The sequence below is a fragment of the Kitasatospora sp. NBC_01560 genome (assembly GCF_045208415.1).
Classification (GTDB): domain Bacteria; phylum Actinomycetota; class Actinomycetes; order Streptomycetales; family Streptomycetaceae; genus Kitasatospora.
Genome location: NZ_CP109364.1, coordinates 54,824 through 74,939, shown reverse-complemented (window position 1 = coordinate 74,939; position 20,116 = coordinate 54,824). Strand labels below are relative to the sequence as shown.

The 20,116-nt window shown below is 69.5% G+C and carries 9 protein-coding genes; 4 read left to right on the top strand and 5 right to left on the bottom strand.

The window, feature by feature from the left end; translation table 11 throughout:
• Positions 1-617: 617 nt before the first annotated feature.
• Both OH807_RS00285 and OH807_RS00280 read left to right on the top strand, forming a co-directional pair.
• Positions 618-11,207 (top strand): LamG-like jellyroll fold domain-containing protein, encoded by a 10,590-nt coding sequence (locus OH807_RS00285; protein WP_406192102.1) that lies wholly within the window; start codon positions 618-620, stop codon positions 11,205-11,207.
• A 9-nt stretch (positions 11,208-11,216) separates the two neighbouring features.
• Positions 11,217-11,813 (top strand): SMI1/KNR4 family protein, encoded by a 597-nt coding sequence (locus tag OH807_RS00280; protein ID WP_406192099.1) that lies wholly within the window; start codon positions 11,217-11,219, stop codon positions 11,811-11,813.
• 207 nt (positions 11,814-12,020) lie between these two features.
• Here OH807_RS00280 and OH807_RS00275 read toward each other — a convergent pair whose 3' ends face one another.
• The 3 genes from OH807_RS00275 to OH807_RS00265 all read right to left on the bottom strand — a co-directional run bounded on the left by OH807_RS00275 (position 12,021) and on the right by OH807_RS00265 (position 14,563).
• Complete coding sequence (locus OH807_RS00275; RefSeq protein WP_406192096.1) at positions 12,021-12,548, bottom strand: transposase; 528 nt, start codon at positions 12,546-12,548, stop codon at positions 12,021-12,023.
• Positions 12,545-13,084, bottom strand: a complete 540-nt coding sequence (locus tag OH807_RS00270; protein WP_406192093.1) for a winged helix-turn-helix domain-containing protein — start codon at positions 13,082-13,084, stop codon at positions 12,545-12,547. The genes OH807_RS00275 and OH807_RS00270 overlap by 4 nt, the downstream gene beginning before the upstream one ends.
• A 591-nt stretch (positions 13,085-13,675) precedes the next feature.
• Positions 13,676-14,563 carry a replication-relaxation family protein gene (locus OH807_RS00265; RefSeq protein ID WP_406192090.1) on the bottom strand — a complete coding sequence of 296 codons (888 nt, stop codon included), beginning with the start codon at positions 14,561-14,563 and terminating at the stop codon, positions 13,676-13,678.
• A 692-nt stretch (positions 14,564-15,255) separates the two neighbouring features.
• Between OH807_RS00265 and OH807_RS00260 the strand changes: the two genes are divergently transcribed.
• Positions 15,256-16,539 carry an IS110 family transposase gene (locus tag OH807_RS00260; RefSeq protein WP_406192087.1) on the top strand — a complete coding sequence of 428 codons (1,284 nt, stop codon included), beginning with the start codon at positions 15,256-15,258 and terminating at the stop codon, positions 16,537-16,539.
• A gap of 115 nt (positions 16,540-16,654) precedes the next feature.
• Here OH807_RS00260 and OH807_RS00255 read toward each other — a convergent pair whose 3' ends face one another.
• On the bottom strand, positions 16,655-17,188 hold the full coding sequence (locus OH807_RS00255; protein ID WP_406192085.1) for a hypothetical protein: 534 nt from the start codon (positions 17,186-17,188) through the stop codon (positions 16,655-16,657).
• A gap of 591 nt (positions 17,189-17,779) precedes the next feature.
• Here OH807_RS00255 and OH807_RS00250 point away from each other — a divergent pair.
• A complete protein-coding gene (locus OH807_RS00250) occupies positions 17,780-18,298 on the top strand; it encodes a hypothetical protein (RefSeq protein WP_406192082.1) in 519 nt (172 codons plus the stop codon).
• A 475-nt stretch (positions 18,299-18,773) separates the two neighbouring features.
• On the opposite strand, the gene OH807_RS00245 is transcribed toward OH807_RS00250, so the two are convergent.
• Complete coding sequence (locus OH807_RS00245; protein WP_406192078.1) at positions 18,774-19,670, bottom strand: hypothetical protein; 897 nt, start codon at positions 19,668-19,670, stop codon at positions 18,774-18,776.
• Positions 19,671-20,116 lie beyond the last annotated feature (446 nt).

The window sequence follows — 20,116 nt, the reverse complement described above, 5'->3', positions numbered from 1 at the left end:
TCCTTGCGCGAGGCGGCCGACGGGCCTGCCCCGACGAGTGTCTCTGCCTCGGGGTGGTCGCGGCGTCCGCAGTGGCGGCGCGCTGCTGCGGTGCGTGGGTGGACAGCGTCCAGTGGGCGTCGGTGACGGAGAGGTGTAGTTCACCGGCATCGGGTGGCCGTGGCGTAGGGAGGGTTCGCCGGTGGCGCGGCGTTTCCTGTCCGTGAAAACGGTCGGGAACCAGAAGAGCCGGTGAGTCGTCATCACATTGTGACGAGGTTGGGCTGGCTTTCCCTCGTGTCGTTGTTCATCGATCCGCGCTGATTATCGGTCGAATGGTCCCGGCTTTCCGCGGCGCCTGCATCGTTGGTCGGCCCAGGCACCCTGGCCTGGGGTGATCGCTGCCGTCCTGCCGCTTCGGATGCTGCCTCAGACGGTGCCCGGTAGCGCTTTCTCCAATGGGCGTCAGGACGTATCCGGATCTCTGACGGTTTGTCTCGTGATCTTGGCCACGAACCCGCCGGTAACCCTTTGTCCAGGCGACGCACGTCGGATAGATGTTCCGGGATTCTTCGGTGTCTGCCCGATGGGGTTTACTGGTGTTCGCGGCTCGTCGTTCCCTTGCTGTCACCCTGGCCATGGTCCTGGCTGTCCTCGGTACCGCTGATGGAGCGTCCGCGTTGGAGGCCCTCGCCGCCCGGCAGGCGGCCGAGGCACCGGCCGATCCCGGTCCGCTCCCCAAGCAGGGTCAGGACACCGCCGGCGGTCGAACTCATGACGTCACGTCCGGCGCCACCGCAGCCCGGGCGGAGGGCGGCAAGCCCGGCGCCGCACCGGCCCCGGGTGAACTTCCGGAGGACCAGCAGACCGGCGCGCAGCCGTCCGCGTCGGCGACTTCGCCGCAGGCCAAGCTTCCCAAGACCGAGGCGAAGGTCGTCGACACGCCGCCGCGCCCGCAGGCCACGGCCACCGGTCCGGCGAAGAACGTGGACCCGGCGAAGAGCTTCGACCCGGCAACGAGCAAGGAACTCCCGCAACAGCGCACCGCACAGCAACGCACCTTCCAGAACACGGACGGCACCTTCACCACCCGCAGCTACCCGCAGCCGGTCAACTTCCGTCGGTCGGACGGCTCCTGGGCAGCGGTTGACTCCACGCTGATTCCCGCCGGCAAGGCCTCGGCGGGGCGTGCTGCTCCCACCCAGGACGGTTGGACCACCACTTCGGGGGAGCGGGAGCTGAAGCTCGCCGTGACCGCGAACGCAGATCCTCTGGTCCGGCTCCAGCTGGGTGACGGTGTCTCGGTCGGCTACGCACTCCAGGGCGCGACGGCCGCCCAGGGCGCCGCCAAGGGGTCCACCATCACCTACCCCGACGCACGCCCGCAGGCGGACGTGAGTATGGTCGCGGGCAGTTCCTCGTTCAAGGAGATCCTGACTCTCAAGGCCGCCTCCGCGCCGACGGAGTGGGTGTTCCCGCTGCGCCTGCAGGGCGTGACCGCGTCGCTGAACGCGGACGGTGCGGTGGTGTTCACTGACGGCTCGGGCGCGGTGCGCGGCCGGATGCCGGCCGGCTGGATGGAGGACTCCGCGTCGGCGCCGAACAGCGGCGAGGGCGCGGTCTCCGGCGGTGTCTCCTACGAGCTGGTATCGCTCGACGGTGGCCAGGCACTGAAGGTGAGGCTGGACGAGGTCTGGCTGCACGCACCGGAGCGGGTGTACCCGGTCAAGGTCGACCCTTCCTTGTCTTCGGTGAAGGCCGTGGACGGCACCTACGCCGAGTCGCCGTACAACCTGGACTTCTCCGGTGACGGCATCCTCAAGGTCGGCACCTACGACGCCGGCAAGCACCAGGCGTCCTCGTTCATCCGCTTCAACGGCATCGAGAACTCCCTGTCCAACGCCACGGTGCTCGGTGCCCGCCTGTCGCTGTTCGACGCCTGGTCCGCGAGCTGCACGCCCCGGACGGTGAGCATCCACCCGATCACCCAGGACTGGCAGGAGGGCACGGCCGCGACCCGTCTCCTGCCGGGTCCCTCCACCGGCCCGGCGCTGGCGGCTCCGTCCTTCGCGCACGGTTGGCGTCCCAACAAGAACTCGGGCAACTGGGTGTGCGGACAGGCCTGGGAATCGATCGACCTGGGCGCCGACGGCCGCAACCTCGTGAACGCCTGGACGCACCACTGGACGCCCAACTACGGGCTGGCGATCAAGGCCGACCTGTGGGACTCCCTGGCGTGGAAGGAGTTCGGCAGCGACGACAACGACGGTGGCCAGCCGACCCTTGACGTCACCTGGTCCAAGTACGGCGCGGACTACGAGAACTGGGGCCTGATCCAGCCCGTCACCGCCACCCAGGAGGGCATCGTCAAGCTGCGGGTGTGGAACCGCGGCATGGAGACGTGGACGCCGACCAACAGCTACAAGATGTCGTACCAGCTGTTCGACCAGTGGCACAACGAGATCACCGACTACGGCAGCAACATCGCCTGGACTCCCATGCCGCACGACGTGGCGCCGGGCGAGTCCGCAGTCGTCGACGCGCACATCCGCACGCTGCCGCAGGGCGCGTACTTCGTCGCGTTCACGATGGACGACTTCATGCACAGCAACTTCTGGCTCGACGCCTACGTGCCACCGGTCACGATCGAGCTCTCCTCCATCAACGTCCCGCCCCACCTGACCGGCCTCGCACCGCCGTCGAACGCAGTCGTCTACCAGCTGCAGCCGACCCTGACCGCCGAGGGCCAGGACCCCGACCGTGCACCGAACCCCGAACTCGACTACAGGTTCGCGGTGTGCCGGGTGGTCGGCAGCGACCCGAGGGTCGACTGCCGCGACAGCGGAGGCCTGTACCGGCAGTCCCGCTTCGCCGTACCGACCGGCTGGCTGAGCTGGAACGAGCAGTACGCCTGGTACGCCAAGACCGGCGACGGCCTGGCCGAGAGCGACTGGTCGCAGCCCTCCTACATCCGCACCATCCTCCCTCAGCCCACCCAGTACACCACCGGCGCCGACGCCGGGCGCAGCATCAACACCGCCGCCGGCAACTACACCACCGCCGCGACCGACGCCTCCCTGCCCACCGTGGGGCCCGAGCTGTCGGTGACCCGCAGCTACAACTCGCTGGACCCGCGGACCGACGGCGCTTTCGGCGCCGGCTGGAGCACGCCCTGGGACATGCGCATCCAGGTCGAGTCGAGCAGCTGGCTCGCCCTGCCCGGCAACGTGCTGCTCACCGCGTCCAACGGCTCGCGTGCCCGGTTCGGCTGGGACCCGGGCAAGAACGCGTACGTCGCCGGTTCGGGAATGGCGGCGGACCTGGCCAAGGTGGACGGCGGCGGGTGGACGCTGACCGACCGCGGCGGCAAGGTCCACACCTTCGACGCCGACGGCCGTCTCAGCAGGATCACCGACAGCGCGGGGCACACCCAGGAGCTCGTCTACGCCGACGGCAGGCCGGCCCAGGTCAAGGACACCGCTTCGGGCCGTTACCTGAACCTCGCATGGACGGGCAACCACGTCACCTCCGTCACCGCGTCCGGCATCACCGGCAGCTGGTGGTACCAGTACACCGGCGACCAGCTGACCAAGGTCTGCCCGCCCGGTGTCGCGCTGACCGCGGACAAGGGCTGCACCGTCTACGAGTACGGCACCGGCTCCCGCTACCGCACCGCCGTCCGCGACGCCGGCGCGTCCGGATACTGGCGTCTGGGGGAGAGCACCGGCACCACCGCCGCCAACGATGCCCTGGTCAGCGACCGGGCACCCGGCGACGCCCAGGACATCGCCTGGGGTGCGCCGGGCGCGCTCGGTACCGGCGGCGACACCGCCGTCACCTTCAACGGCCGGTCCACCTCCTACGTCGAACTCCCCAACAAGAGCGTCAGTGCCTCCGTCAACCGCACGGTCGAGCTCTGGTTCCGCACTGCGGCGCCCGGGGTGATCCTCAGCTACCAGAACCGCGCCATGGGTGAGGACCCGTACAACGTCGTCCCCGCGCTCTACGTCGGCTCGGACGGCAAGCTGCGCGGCAAGTTCAACAGCCCCGGCGAACCCGTCACCACCCCCGGCGCGGTCACCGACAACACGTGGCACCACGCCGTGCTCTCCGCTGCCCGCGACAACACCGCCCTCTTCCTCGACGGCGTCAAGGTCGGTACCACCGCCGGTGACATCAACCATCTGAACATGGACCGCGCCTACCTCGGCGGCGGCTACACCGGCAGCTGGCCGGGTGGCAACGGCGGCTGGTCGTGGTTCAACGGCCAGATCGACGAGGCCGCGGTCTACGACTACCCGCTCACCGACCAGAGCGTCGCCGAGCACTACGCCCTGCGCGGCGGCAGCCCGCAGCTGACCAAGGCCGTCCTGCCCACCGGCCGCACCAGCGCCCAGGTGACGTACGACCAGGTGACCGAGCGGGTCACCAAGGTGAGCGACGCGTCCGGAGCCGACTGGAAGCTCTCCGACCCGACGTTCACCGGCGGTTCCTTCCTCTACACCAACGCCGTCAAGGCCTCCGGCCCGGCCGCCTACTGGCGGCTCGGCGAACGCGACGGGGCCCTGGCCGCCAGCGAGACCGGCACCGGTCTGACCGGCACCTTCGGCGACGGCATCACCAAGAAGGCCCCCGGCGTGTTCGCCCCCACCGACGACACCGCCGTCCACTTCGACGCCGGCCCCGCCTCACAGATCGAGATCCCGCAGGACGTCCTGCACGCCAGGACCGACCTCGCCGTCGAACTCTGGTTCAACACCGACCGCGCCGGCGTGATCCTGGGCGACCAGAGCCGCGCCCTCGACGACCCGGCCGGCGTCGGCGGCACCTGGACCCCGGTCCTCTACGTCGGTGACGACGGGCTGCTGCGCGGCCGCTTCTACGGCTCGACGACCAGCACCGTGTCGCAGAAGCAGGTGTCGGACAACGCCTGGCACCACGTGGTGCTGTCCGCGCAGGGCAGCAAGCAGACCCTGTACCTCGACGGCCAGGTCGTCGGCGTCCAGGACGGCGCCGTCAACCACCAGGCCAACACCCACACCTACCTCGGCGCCGGCTTCGCCGCGATGTGGCCTGCCGCCCCCGGCGACGTCAGCCACTTCATGGGCACCATGGACGAGGTCGCCGTCTACCAGCACCCGCTCAGCGACGCCGACGTCGTCGCCCACTACCGCGCCCGCAGCGCCCAGGTCGCCGGTCAGGGCATCGGCTACCGCGGCTCGGTCGTCGCCGACGCGCCCGCCGGCCTCTGGCGCCTGGACGAGACCGGCGGCACCACTGCCGCCAGCGAGGTCGCCGCGACCAAGGGCAACGGCACCTACGCACCGGCCGCCAAGCCCGGTAACACCGGGGTGTTCGGCCCCGGCGACGGCCACGCCGCCGAGTTCAACGGCACCGCCGCCTCCTACGTCGACCTGCCGACCCCGATCCTGCAGACCACGACCGACCTCGCCGCCGAACTCTGGTTCCGCACAGGCCAGGCAGGAGTCCTGCTGAACGTGCAGAGCGAACCGATGGGCGCCGCGCCGTACAACACGACCCCCGTGCTGTACGTCGGCTCCGACGGCAAGCTGCGCGGCGCGTTCAACGGCATCGACGGCGGCCCGATCGCCTCCGGCGGCCCGGTCACCGACGGTTCCTGGCACCACGCGGTGATCAGCGCGGGGCAGGGCGTCCAGTCCCTCTACCTGGACGGCACCCTGGTCGGCACCGCGACCGGCACGGTCGACCACCTGAACATGAACCGCACCTACCTCGGTGGTGGCTACGTCGGTTCCTGGCCGGGCGGCAACGGCGGTTGGTCCTGGCTGGACGGCCAGATCGACGAGGTCGCGCTCTACCAGCACCCGCTGACCGCGGAGCGGGTGGCCGCGCACTACCAGGCCCGCACCAGCTCGTCGTCGGCCGAACTCGCGTCCCGCGTCACCCTGACCGACCCGGCCGGCAACGTGTCCACCGAGATCCACGACCTCACCCGCGGCGGCCGCCTGATATCGCGCACCGACGAGGCGGGCGGGACCACCAGCTACTCCTACGACACCGGCGGGTTCGTCCACACCGTCACCGACCCGAACGGCCACTCCACCGTCAGCGGCCAGGACGAACGCGGCAACACCCTCTCGCTCACCACCTGCCGGGACGTCAACTCCTGCTGGACGTCGTACACCAGCTACTTCTCCAACAAGGACAACCCGCGCGACCCGCGCAACGACAAGCCGACCGAGACCCGCGACGCCCGCTCCGCCGGCCCCGCCGACAACACCTACCGCACCAGCGTCACCTACAACGCCCTCGGTCTGCCCGAGACCACGACCCGCCCCGACGGCCGCACCACCCGCGCCGCCTACACCACCGGCACCGAACCGGCGGTCGGCGGCGGCACCACCCCGCCGGGCCTGCTCGCCGCCGAGACCACCGCAGGCGGCGCCGTCACCACCTACACCTACCGGGCCTCCGGCGACCTCGCCACCACGACCCAGCCCAGCGGCCTCACTCTCACCTACGCGTACGACACCGCGGGCCGCAAGACCTCGGCGACCGAGACCTCCGACGCCCAGCCCGCCGGCGTGACCACCACCTACGCGTACGACGCCCTCGGGCACCTGACCACCCAGACCGGCCCGAAGGTCACCGACGCCGTCACCGGCGCCGAGCACCAGACCCGGACCACCGTCGCCCTGGACGCCGATGGGCGTCCCACCAGCACCACCACCGCCGACATCGTCGGCACCGACGGCTCCCGCACCGCCACCAGCACCTACGACAGCGCCGGCCGCCCGGAGACCGACACCGACCCGGCGGGCAACACCACCCGCTACGGCTACGACAACCTCGGCCGCCGCGCCACCGTGACCGATGCGCTCGGGCAGGTCACCCGCTACACCTACACGCCGCGAAGCCAGCCGGCGACCACCGTCGTCGAAGGCTGGAACGGCGACGGCAAGGGCACCCGCGACCTCACCGCCGAATCCCGCGCCTACGACCCGGCCGGCCGCCTCGCCTCCGTCACCGACGCCATGGGCGCCACCACTTCCTACACCTACTTCGACGACGGCCTCCCCGCGACCACCACAGCGGACAACGTCACCCAGGCCGACGGCACCACCCACGCCGTCGTCCTGGAAGCCGACGAGTACGACGGCGCCGGCTACCCGATCAAGCGCACCACCGGCGGCGGTCGCACCACCACCGTCAACACCGTCGACAGCGCCGGCCGCATCGTGCAGAGCGTCCTGGACCCCGACGGGCTCAAGCGCACCACCATCCTCGGCTACGACGCCGACGACCATGTCACCACCAGCACGCTCAAGGTCAGCGACACCGAGAACAGCGTCCAGGCCAAGACCTACGACATTGCCGGCCGCCTGACCCGCACCGAGCTCTCCTCCTCCACCGGCGGCCCCACCGCGGTCTCCACCTTCGGCTACGACCAGCGCGGCCTGCTCACCAGCAGCACCTCACCGAACGGCAACGCTGCCGGGGCCGACCCCGCGGCCTACCGCACCACCTACCAGTACGACGTGCTCGGCCGACGCACCACCGCCCTCGCCCCCCAGGTCCTGGCCGAAAGTGGCGGAGCGGCCGCGACCCCGGTCCGGCCCGCCGCCACCGTCGGCTACAACGCCTTTGGCGAGGCCGTCAACGGCAAGGACCCGCTCGGCCGGATCACCCGTACCACCGTCGACCAGCTCGGCCGCACCACCTCGGCCACCCAGCCCGACTACACCCCGCCCGGCTCCACCACCGCCCTCACCGCCACCAGCCGGGTCGAGTACGACAAGCTCTCCCGCATCAGCGCCAGCACCGATGCGGCCGGCCGGCGTACGACCTTCGGCTACGACCGCCTCGGCCACCAGATCCAGCGCGTCGAACCCAACTCCCTCGGCGGCCTCCAGCCCCCCGTCGACAACAACCCGCCCACCTCGACCGCCACCTTCACCCCCACCGGTCTCCAACTGTCCGCCACCGACCCGGTCGGCGCCCGCAGCGAAGCCACCTACGACCAGCTCGGCCGCACCCTCACCGCCACCGTGATCGAGCGCCAGCCCACCCCGCAGAACCTGACCACCAAGTTCACCTGGGACGACGCCGGAAACCAGACCGCCCTCACCACCCCGGCCGGCAGCACCAGCACCGCCACCTACAACACCGCCGGCCAGCCCGTCACCGCGACCGACCCCCTCGGCCGCGTCAGCAAGGCCGAGTACGACAACCTCGGCCGCACGGTGCGCGCCATCGCCCCGCTCGGCGAATCCACCCGCACCCGCTACGACGGCCTCGGCAACCCCGCCGCCACCGACAACCTCGACCCCACCGGCACCGTCCTGCGCACCACCACCGCCGGATTCGACCTCGAAGGGCGGGCCCTCACCTCCACCAGCCCGGCCACCGGCGCCGTCACCAGCACCCAGTACGACCCCCTCGGCCGCTCGGTGAAGCTCACTGAACCGGTCGCCGCCGGCCAGAGCATCGTGACGACCTTCGGCTACGACGCCGCGGGCAACCGCACCCGCCTCACCGACGGCAAGGGCAACACCACCGTCTACACCTTCAACTCGTGGGGCCTGCCCGAATCCACGGTCGAACCCGCCACCACCGCGCACCCCGCCGCGGCCGACCGCACCTGGACCACCGCCTACGACATCGCCGGCCAGGCGGTGCGCAGCACCGAACCGGGTGGCGTGGTGCGTACCAGCAGCTACGACCCCGCCGGCCGCCTGGTCCGCGAGAGCGGCACCGGCGCCGAGGCCGCCACCACCGACCGTGAGCTCGCCTACGACAAGGCAGGCCACCTCGTCCGGCACAACTCCTCGACGCTCAACGGCCAGAACTACGCCTACAACGACCGCGGCCAGCTCATCAAGGCCGGCACCGACCTGACGGTGCCCACCCAGACCTGGGAGTACGACGCCGACGGCCGCGTCACCAAGCACCAGGACAAGGACACCGACCTCACCGCCTTCGGCTACACGGCTGATGGCCGGCTCGACTGGGCCAACAACCCCAAGTTCAAGACCCAGAACCGGTACGGCTACGACGGCGACGGCCGCCTGACCCGGCAGTGGAGCGTCGCCCCGGACCCGGCCGACCCCGCCACCCTCAAGTCCACCTCCGAACGGCGCCTGAACTACGACGCCCTCGGCCGCCTGTCCGGCGACCAGGCACTGGCCGGCAACCCCGCCACCACCCCGCTCACCGGCACCGCCTACGAGTACGACCTCGACAACCATCTGACCCGAAAGACCGTCAGCGGGGGCGCCACCGACCCGGTCAAGGACAACCGCTACGGCTACGACCAGGCCGGCCGCCTCACCTCCTGGACCGCCGACGGAACCACCACCGCGTACGGGTGGGACGCGGCAGGCAACCGCACCACCAACGGCACCGCCACTGCCAGCTACGACGAACGCAACCGCCTGCTCACCGACGGCACCAGCACCTACCGCTACACCCCGCGCGGCACCCTCGCCGCCGTCACCACCGGCCTCAAGCAGGACACCCTCGCCAACGACGCCTTCGGCCGCCTGATCACCGAAGGCACCACCACCTACACCTACGACGGCCTCGACCGCGTCACCAGCCGCAACGCCGCCAAGTTCACCTACGACGGCGGATCCAACAACCTCACCGGCGACGGCACCTGGACCTACGCCCGCGACGCCGCCGGCAACCTGCTCGGCGCCGCCAACAGCACCACCACCGTCCGTATCCGCACAGACCAGCACACCGACGCCACCGCCACCCTCAACGCCGACGGCACCAGCGTCACCGGCACCACCACCTACGACCCCTTCGGCAAGCCCACCGCCACCACCGGCACCCGCTCCAGCCTCGGCTACCAGTCCGGCTGGACCGACCCCGACACCGGCGACGTCAACATGGCCGCCCGCTGGTACCGCCCCGGAACCGGAGGCTTCACCAGCCGCGACTCCTGGCAGCTCAACCCCAGCCCCTCCGTCCAGGCCAACCGCTACACCTACGGCAACGGCGACCCGTTGGGCGGCACCGACCCCAATGGTCACCAGAGGTTCGTCGGGGCTGAGGGCGGCGGTACTGGCACTCTGATTCTCCTTCCGATTCGTGGGGCTTCCAACGCTGCCGTCCGCGCGGCCACGACAGCTGCCGCAGCGACAACGGCCGGCGTCGCTACCCTCGGAACCGTCTACCACATCGTCGACGAGATCTACGAGGAGAAGCAAGAAGCCCGGAATCGCAGGCGTCCAGGCCCTCGACTGCCGGATGGGACTGACATCCCTGGCCCCAACCCTGGTCCTGGTCCTGGCCCCAACCCCAACCCCAACCCTGGTCCTGGTCCTGGTCCTGGCCCCAACCCCAACCCCAACCCCGGTCCTGGCCCTGGCCCCGGAAAATGCGTGGTTAACTGCGGGAACGTCAAGACGCCACCTCGTCCGCCGGCACCTAAGGCGGAACCGCCCAAGCGAGACTGGGATCCCAACAGGACCACTATCCTGCGGCCCACTCCCAAACCCGACTGGGAGCCTCCCAAGCCCGAGGACCCTATTAAATGGCTGACCGCCACCTACTCGACGGCTGACCTCCTAGCGATGCTGAGTGTCGATCAGAACGCGAATCCGATCGTTATCGACCTTCCGTGGCCGCTTTCCTCCCAAGGGTTCGGTAACCCTCTGGACCGGTCGAGCAACAATCGCGGAAACTGCTATCGCAACGGCAAGCCCTACATCGACTACGGCGAACTCGACGCGGCCAGGGGCAACCGGGCCACCGCCGCGGACGCCTGCATCGACGACACGCTCATCGGGACAGGCACCAGTGCGAGCAAGCATCCACCTGGCTACCAGGATGCTCGTGACCTGGCCGATGACGAAGGGCTCAGGCCAGAAACCGCGATCAATGCCTGCCACCTGATTGCGGACAAGCTCGGCGGATCCGGAACGACCCTCAAAAACCTCTCCACGTGTGCACGTCAGGCGAACTCCTATCGGAGCGTTAACAACGGCCGGCTCGAGGACAACATGCGCGCCTTTGAGAAGGAAGTCATCGAGCAGGTAGATAAGAAAAAGCAGATCGTGCGCTACAACGTGGAACCGATATACGCCGGTGACAGTAAGGTGGTCCCCGCGGCGTATTTCATGATGGCTTTTGGGACGGATGCGGCTGGGAATCCCGGATACCAGCGGGCCGAGGTCGTTCCGAACTCCCTCTACGGGCCAAAATCCAAGACCTGGTACAATCTCGGACTTCAGTGAGAGGGATCGATGGCACACAACTTCGACATCAACAGGCTCTTGGAACTCATGCCCCCGCAGCCGGGCGCCGGTGAGTCCGGTGACTGGGGGGCGGTTGAGTCCGCGTGGGGTTTTCGGTTCCCGCGTGACTACGTCGAGTTCATCAAGAGATACGGGGAGGGAAGCATCGAGGAATGTATCGCCGTGGGCGCCCCTGACGAGCTGATGCCACCGGATGCTCCGCAACCTGGCATGCGCGGTATGACGGAGGAGGCGCGCTGGCTCTTTGAGGAGGACGGCGAGACCACTGACGAGGTGCGTTCCGCCGAGCAGATCATCGCTTGGGGTGGCTCCTCCACTGCTGATACCCTCGCCTGGCTGACGGTCGGTAATGACCCTGATAGGTGGCCAGTTCTCGTCCTGGGCAGGAACGGCGGCGCCCCCCGGGTCTACAGCATGGGCATGGCAGAGTTTCTCCACAAGATGCTCACGGCTGAGATCAGCCCGTGTCCTGTTGGCATCACTCTCGCTTGGGGCTGTGAGTCTCCCCGGTTCGTCCATTGGCGGCTCAGGCAGCAGAGGTCGCGCGACAGGCTTGATCCGTTTACTGGTGGACCGCGGAGCTGACGCATCGTGCTGTCCGGCGGCCGGGCGGGAGGGATCACTGATTACCTGGCCCAGGTCGCCGGAACCCGTGCCCGCCGATGGGGCGCAGGCGACCCTCCCCGGTTGTACTGAGGAGATATCTCGTTTGGACAGTCGCCGGATGCATATGCATATGAGGGCCGCCGCGATGCTGCTGAACTTGAATTCGTGATGTCGGCCTGAGGGCGGTCAGCCGTCCATGATCAGGCCGGTCGCGGCGAGGCAGCCGTCGATGAGCCAGGGTCGGTACTGGATTTTCTTCAGGCTGCGCTTCACGGCCTGGGCGAGTTGATTGAGGTTGGCGGCGGCGAGGTTGCCGATGGTGCGCTTGACCAGCGACCAGATGCCTTCCTGCGGGTTGAGGTCCGGTGCGTACGAGGGGAGTTGGAAGACGGTCAGCCAGTCCTTGCTCGCCTCGATGAACTGCCGCATCGGCGGCGTCAGGTGGGCGCGCAGGTTGTCCCACACGAGCACGATCGGACCGCCGAGCTGGATGTGCGTGCGAATGAGCAGGTCCCGGAAGTCCTGCCAGGTCAGGCCCTTCTTCTCGCCCTTGCGGCCTCGGTAGACGTGGAAGCTGTAGAACATCCGCGAGCGCCGGCCGGATTTGAAGCAGCTCAGCTCGGCCATGGAGACCCGGCCGCCTCCCCGCCCGCGCACCCGCACCTCCGGTGTGCGGCCGACCTTGCCCCAGGTCCTGGCGCGCGGCGGCCTCATCGACTGCCCGGCTTCGTCCTCGAAGACAAGCCAGGCCCCACGGGCCGCCGCGGTGCTTTTACCCGGGGCCACACCTCCTTCTTCCACAACTCGACGGCGGCATCGTCCCGCTCGATCGCCCGGCGCGTCGGCTGCTGCCACGACCAGCCGTGCCGCTTGAGCAGCGCCCAGGTCCCCTCGACGGTGTAGCTGACGTGGAACATCCGCCCGATGAGCGTCTTGATCCGGGCGAGCGTCCAGCGCTGGTCCTCCCAGCCGTGCGAGAGCGGTCCACGCTCCAACTCGCGCTCCAGTCTGGCTACTTGCGCATCGCTCAGCTTCGACCTGCCCGGTGACCCCTTCGACTGGACACCGGCCTCGCCGCGCTCACGCCACTGCCGCCGCCAGCGTTCCACCGACCGCTCGGACACCCGCAACGCGGCAGCGATCTCTCTGGTCTTCTCCCCGCCCTCGAAACGGACGACCGCCTCCAGCCGGATCCGCTCCCGCCTGGCCCTCTCGGCGTCGGTCAAGCCGCCACCCTGCGCGTACCTCACGGTCCACAGGTACCGGCCCCCGACCCGCACCGTCAGAAGAACAGCCCGGCTTCACTCAATCAAGTTCAGTAGTAGTGGCGGCGGCATAGCTTGAGGGTCCTGTACTCCTTCGCCTCCCGAGGGCACCAGCCACCGACCGCGATGCAACGGATCGGCTCCCTGGGGGTCGGCCGTTGAAGCTCTCCGTTCTCTTGCGCCTTTGCGCCACCTGATCACCGTTGAGGCATGGAGGTTGTACCGCTTCAGAACGTCCTTCTTCGTGCCAGGCGGTGCGGCGTCGTAGGCGTCAAGAACTTCGATCTTGAACTCGTAAGGGTGGTCTCGATACGGCACGGTCTCAGCATGCCAGCACCCTCTGACGCCCTGTCCACTGCCGGGGGCCCTGACCAGTCAACAAGGCGGAGGCTGGCCCTGCTGCTGGGCGCGCGTCCCGGGGCCTCACCCGCAGCGGTCCAACTTCGCTGTCACGAAAGGCTGCCGGTCCAACTTCGGTGGCAATCGGTCCAGGTTCGTTGTCACAGGACATTTGACGGTCGCCCGGGATACCTTGACGGCCCATCAAGGTGCCCGGCATCGGCGCGGGCCGGGAGCTCACAGCTCCCACGCCCCGCACTGGGCCCGGTGCTGGTCGGCGAGCGGGGACCAGACGGCGGCGCCGGGGCCGTGCTGCTCCAGATCGGCCAGCAGGGCGGCGCCGGCCTTCACCCGCGTCAGCATCCGGGCGACCAGCGGGTGGCCGGCGGCGATGGCATGGAGGTCGCGGACGCGCTGGCGGGCGGCCCGCTCGCCGGTGTCCGCCAGGACGAACAGCCGCCGCGGGAAGACGACGTAGTGCTGCTGCCAGGCCGGGAGCACGTCCAGGGCGTGTGAGGTGCGCCGCAGGTGCGCCGGGACCGGGTGGTGGTCGTGGAAGCGGGCGTAGCCGATCAGCTTGGCGGCGAGCTTCTCGCTGCCCATGGTGCCGCGGTCGACCTCCACGAACGCCCGGTACAGCGTGCGGCCCGGACCGCCGGTCGCGTAGTGCAGCAGACCGTCGGGGATCACTGCCCCATCCCGGCCCTCGCCGAAGCGGTGGTACACCTCCGGCCGCAGGTCCAGCGGCGCGCACTCGTCCCCCGCCGCCCGGGCGCCGGACACGAACGCGGTGTGGGTGCGGACCACGGCCAGGATGTGCCCGAGCCGCAGCCGCGCCGCGCTCTTGTCCCCGGGCAGCGGCGGCGATGCCACGCCCTCCAGCTCGGGGAACGTCCCGGCGATCCTCGCGCCGTGCTCGGTCAGGAACCAGGCCCGCAGCCAGCCGGCCTGCGACAGCACCACGTCCTCGACCAGGCCCTCGTCCTTGAGCCGACGAAGACGACGGCGCATCTGCTCCGGCCCGGCCCCCGGCGTGTGCAGCACGCGCAGCTGCTCGGCGGTGGCCATCCGGAACTGGAACAGCGCGGCGACCACGGCGTGGTCGATCTCGGGCGGCATCGCCATCACGGACTCCTCAACGTCAGCACCTGCCGCCCCGGTGGCGGCGGACACCGGATGGAAGCCCACGGTTCTCACCGGATTTCTCACCACCGGCCGCCCCTGCGGTCACGATCCGACAACGGGTGTTCTAACCGGCCCGACAACCGGTGGTGAGAACCCGTGCGCCAACCGGTGGCCGCCTCTCCGGGCCGCTGCGCCCGTTTTCCGGGCAAGTTTGCAGGTCAGGTGGCATGGTGAGTGGCTATCAAGGGTGAACTCACCACCCCGACAACCCTAATCCGTAGTGAAGGTGGTTCCGGATCACCCGAGTTGGGCTTCCGGATCCGTCTGGTGTGACGGACGCCTTGGGTGGCTCCTGGCCTTTGAGGCCTTGCGCTGGAGCGGCGCCGTCGCGGCGGTGCTGGTGGGTTTCGTGGTGGTCGCGTGGGCGCCGGGCTGATGCCTACGACAACCCCGACCTGCGAGGTCCGTATAGAAGAGCGGCGCTGTCCGGCGTCTTCGGGCCGCCGCGAAACCCACCGAAGATCGTGTTTCCGTGGTCATGGCGCGAGCCCGTTCCAGGGAGGACCCCTTCTTGATCCGCGAGCCTTCGAGCTCTGGCACAGACGGGGGCCCGTGGGACGCGCTGGTGTCATGAACGGCTACTGAGATGGCGGACCAAGAGTCCTGGGATTAGGGCGCCGCATGACCCGCATGTGCTCGTGACCTGCGAAAACAGGCAACCTTGGGAGAGTCGGTTGAAGATCTTCTGCGGTATCGACTGGGCCGAATCGCACCACGACGTCGCCCTGGCCGACGACACCGGCGAGCTGCTGGCCAAGCGCCGGATCACCGACGACGCGGCCGGCTACCGGCTGCTGCTGGACCTGCTCGCCGAACACGGTGACACCGAAGGGGACCCGATCCCGGTGGCGATCGAGACCAGCCACGGCCTGCTGGTGGCCGTCCTGCGCACCGGCGCCCGGCAGGTGTTCGCGATCAACCCGCTGGCCGCCGCCCGCTACCGCGACCGCCACGGCGTCAGCCGCAAGAAGTCCGATCCGGGCGACGCCCTGGTCCTGGCGAACATCCTGCGCACCTACATGCCCATGCACCGGCCCCTGCCCGCAGACTCCGACCAAGGCCGGGCCGTCACCGTACTGGCCCGCGCCCAACAGGACGCCGTCTGGAACCGGCAGCAGCTGGGCAACCAGATCCGCTCGCTCCTACGCGAGTACTACCCCGCCGCCCTCGAAGCCTTCCAGAGCAAGGCCGGCGGCCTGGCCCGGCCAGATGCCCGCGCCGTCCTCACTTCGGCCCCGACCCCGGCCCGGGCGGCGAAGCTCTCCCCGGCCCAGCTGCGGGCCGCGCTCAAGCGTGCTGGCCGCAGCCGCGGCATCGACGCCGAGGCCGAGCGCCTCCGTGAGCTGTTCCGGGCCGAGCGTGCTCGCCACCCTGAAGCGGTCGAGGACGCCTTCGGCCACCAGTTGGCCGCTCTGCTGAAGCAGTTCGACGCGGCCTGCCAGGCTGGAGACGACCTCGCCGAGGCGGTCGAGGCCGCCTTCCGCGAGCATCCCGATGCTGAGATATATCTGAGCTTTCCCGGCCTCGGCGTCCAGCTCGCCGCCCGGGTCCTGGCGGAGATCGGCGACGACCGGACCCGCTTCGCCGACGCCCGCGGCCTCAAGGCCTACGCCGGCTCCGCGCCCATCACCCGGGCCTCCGGCAAGAAGAGCTACGTCGGCCGGCGCATGGTCAAGAACAACCGGCTCATGCACGCCGGATTCCTCTGGTCCTTCTCCGCCCTCACCGCCTCGCCCGGAGCCGGCGCCCACTACCGCCGCCGACGCGATCACGGAGACTGGCACGCAGGTGCCCAGCGCAACCTCTTCAACCGACTCCTCGGCCAGATTTTCCACTGCCTCCAGAACCGCCGAACGTTCGATGAACAGCTCGCCTTCGCTGTGCCACAGCGGCTTGCGTCAGCACCGGCGGCGTAGCCACCGGATGGTAGTGCGGAGCACCATCAGAACGGAGGTTCGCTGGACCAGTGGTGGCTCCATTGACCGGTCGGACGAGGGTCGTGCTGCTGGAGAAGTTCCACGGCGCAGTCGGTCATGTAGAGGCTGATGAAGTAGCCGGCCATGTCACTGCGGTTGGCCGGGGCTCGGACAGCATGCGAGCGGCGTCTTCGTCCAAGCCGGCAAGCTCGGCGACATCGACCAAGGCGGTGGCAAGGACCCAGTCCTCGATTCCGGCGCTCAACAGCTGATAGGCCTCCGCAGCATGCCCGTGCCCGGCCAGCAGGCGCGCGAAGAACTCCAGCGCCTGTCCCCCGGCCTCCGCGTACGGGCGAGCCAGCGTGAGCGCCTCCGACGCCCGGCCCCAGCTCTCCAACAGCTCCGCCTGGGCCCGGGCGGCCGGCCACCATCCGGTGGAGACGTACGGAGCCAGCACCGCCAGCGCATCGTCCCGCCGGCCGCGCTCGCCAAGGAGTTGGGCCCATGCCCGTGCGCAGAACCACTCGCCCTGGCCGGCTTGCAACGCCACCTCGTGTTCGTGGCCTCGTTCAAGGATCTGCACGACGAACTCGGGCGGGATACAGCCGGACAGAGTCCTGGCCTGACGATCAAGATCAGCAGCGTCCACGGCACCGCACCCTAGACCCCACCACCGACGAGCGGCCCAAAATCGGCATGCCGTTCGGCCAACATGGTGTCCCGCTTGACCCCTGACTCCCTGAGATGTCTTCCTTCCTTCTTCTTTGGTCCTTGTAGTTGCAGTTGTGGTGGCAGTTGTCGTTGGTCGGTAGGGTTCGGCGCCTGCGGCGGGCCTTTCTTCTTCGGCGTCCAGCCCGGGCCGGCCGCGTGAGGGCGGGGGCGACGGCGGCCGGGACGGTGGAGTGCGTGGCGTGAAGGCCGCCAGGAGCATCGGGTGTCCCTGCGCCGGGGCCGAGGCGCGGGAGACGGCCCGTGAGGGCCCATCACGCCCCAGCGGCAGCGGCCGGCTGGCAGGTTCGGTCCGGCGCTGTTGCCGTTCCAGGGAGGTTCGAGGTGGACACGTCCGGGTGACCGCTTCATCGTCCGGGGGTCTGAACCGCTGGACGTGTGCGGAGCGTTGTCAGGTACGGGGCCGCTGAACGGGGCTCCTGACCATCGGCGGGGCGGGGGACGGTACCGCGCCGCCACGAACCGCAGGCCCGGGAGCGGTCGGAAACGCTCCGGGGCGAGGAGGAACGCCATGACCATCCGCAGGACGTCCAATCGGCTCGTCGCGCTCGCAACTGCCGCGACCGCCCTGGCCGGCGTGATCGGCCTCAGCACCGCCACCAGCGCGTCGGCCGACGCCGTCGACCAGGAGTGGAAGTGCACGCGCAACCAGCGCGGCTGGGACCACATGGACTGGCGCAACTGCCTGTTCCCCGGCGACTCGCTGGTCTCCGGTAACGGCGATCAGCGGCTCGTCTACCAGAACGACGGCAACCTCGTGCAGTACGACGAGGGCGGCCACGCGGTCTGGAACACCGCGACCGCCAACACCGCGCCGGGCAGGGTCATCATGCAGTCCGACGGCAACCTCGTCGTCTACGACCGCTCCATGCGCGCCCTGTGGGCCTCCGGGACCGCCCTCGGCTGCAACCCGCCTGTCAACTGGCTGCGCCTGCAGAACGACGGGAACCTGGTCATCTATCGTCCCCACAACGACGGTCCGTGGACCGCGGTCTGGTCCCGGCTGAACGGCCGCGTCGGCACCTGCTGACCGGACCCTGGGTGCAGGCCGAGCGGGCCGGGGACACCACGGTCAGCGCAGCCCACTTCTGCATCGAGGGCTGGGAGTACCACGGCTGACACCGCATCCCGGAGCCGTCGGCCAGCCTGCCCGGCCACCTGTTCCGTTGCGCGCGATGTTCAGCAGGGCCGTTTCCAGCGGATCGTTGGATCCGATGATCTGAAAGAAACGCCCTGGCCGCCGGTGTCCCGTGCTGTTGCCCCGGCCGCTTGGCCGACTGCTCCTGGCTGTCCGGCACCGCCGTCCTGCCACCCATCGGTGCGGCCGTCAGTCCGGCCCCGCGCCGTGGCGGCTCTGCCAGATGTTGTCGGGGTAGAACGCGAAGTGCTTGGCGGCCACGAGGAGAACCTCCTCTGCCGATGACGGGGGTGCGGTGAGGTTCAAATGGAGGGCGGCGGGGCCAATCGCGGAGACGCGTGCGTGCCCCGGGAAGGGCCTGGACGGATCAGGGGGCTGGCGAGGGGGCGGCGGTGGTGGTGCCGAGCTTTCCGGTGGTCGGGCCGCAGTCCGGCCCGTCCTTGGCCACCGTCACCGTGTCGACCCGGTTCGTCGGGACGAGAGTCAGGTAAGTCCCGCGCCTTTTGGTCTCGTCATGGGGGTCGACGTAGTAGTTGCCGAGGTAGGCCCAGTCGCTGCCCGCCCCGATGTAGAGGGCGTCCATCTCGTAGCTCGGCGCGCAGACGCGAGCGGGGAGGAAGGGGAGGCTCGCCGCGCCGACCACCGCGCCCGGTACGGCGGCCAGCAGCATCGCGGAAGTGACGACGGCCGTCCAGATGCCGCGATGGGACTGGTAGCGTCGCAGCCGTTGGACTGTGGCGCCGATCATCATTGAGTATGCGACGAAGATCATCGCAGCCAGAGCGATCATCCAGCCTGGAGGCGCGGTGACTCCGTAGGGGTTGCCGCCGCTGTGCACGTACCACGAGAACGCGCCGGGCACCATGAGCACCGAGGCCAGCAGGAGGAACCCGGCGCGGGGATACCGCCAACGGGCTGTGAAACGATAGGTACCGGCCGGAGACTGACGCTCCGTCAGTCTCCGGTCCAGAAGTGTGTGCGGTAGCAGGTACCCCAGCGCGGCGAAGAGCGCAGCTGGCAGGAGGATCTCCGAGACGGCGATCTCCTGCAGCATCTGCCGGGGCATCTGGCCCAGCACCAGCCCCCACCAGAAGCCGTTCGCCACCATCCGGGCGGCGAGCGCGAGTCCGCCAGCGAAGTAGATTACCACGGTCATGAGCGTGAGCCCGGCGGCGGCCCCGCCCAGCACGCCCTGCCAGGTGACGGGGTAGTCCTTGGGGTGTTGCGGATGAGAAGCGGTCGTCTCGCCGTCGGGGGCTGTCACGTGGAGTGGCTTAACCAGGAGAGCCAGAATGTATGCGCACCAACATCCCATCTCACCCGGGTGGGGAAGTGCTCCGATGGGCTTTCAGCCGCCTTGCCCCGACCGGCTGATCAGCACCGCCCGCTGCGCGACCGGACAGCCACAGGAATCGAACGAGGGCGCTTCAATTGAAGCGCCCTCGTTCGATTCCTGTGGCGAGGGTGCCGGGCCGCTTCCGAGTGCCTGTCCCTGCTGGTGATGCTTTGTCTGCCCCGGCCGGCACTCCGTAGGACGCCACGCACGGCCTCGGTGTGGCCAGTGAGGTGACGAAGTGGCAGTCGACAGTCACCGAAGGGTTGAGCGGTACCTGGGCGAGCCGCTCGGTGCGCCCGTCGTCGCCCGTCTGGTCTGGCCCTTCCCAGCCGCCGTTCGGTGTCTGCTCGCCTGGCCGGTGCCGGCCTGCTCTG

Bases quoted from the DNA above. Each gene is read 5' to 3' on its own strand.
- OH807_RS00285 (WP_406192102.1), top strand. From the start codon at position 618: ATGGTCCTGGCTGTCCTCGGTACCGCTGATGGAGCGTCCGCGTTGGAG.
- OH807_RS00275 (WP_406192096.1), bottom strand. From the start codon at position 12,548: ATGAGGCCGCCGCGCGCCAGGACCTGGGGCAAGGTCGGCCGCACACCG.
- OH807_RS00250 (WP_406192082.1), top strand. From the start codon at position 17,780: ATGACCATCCGCAGGACGTCCAATCGGCTCGTCGCGCTCGCAACTGCC.
- OH807_RS00265 (WP_406192090.1), bottom strand. From the start codon at position 14,563: ATGGCGATGCCGCCCGAGATCGACCACGCCGTGGTCGCCGCGCTGTTC.
- OH807_RS00280 (WP_406192099.1), top strand. From the start codon at position 11,217: ATGGCACACAACTTCGACATCAACAGGCTCTTGGAACTCATGCCCCCG.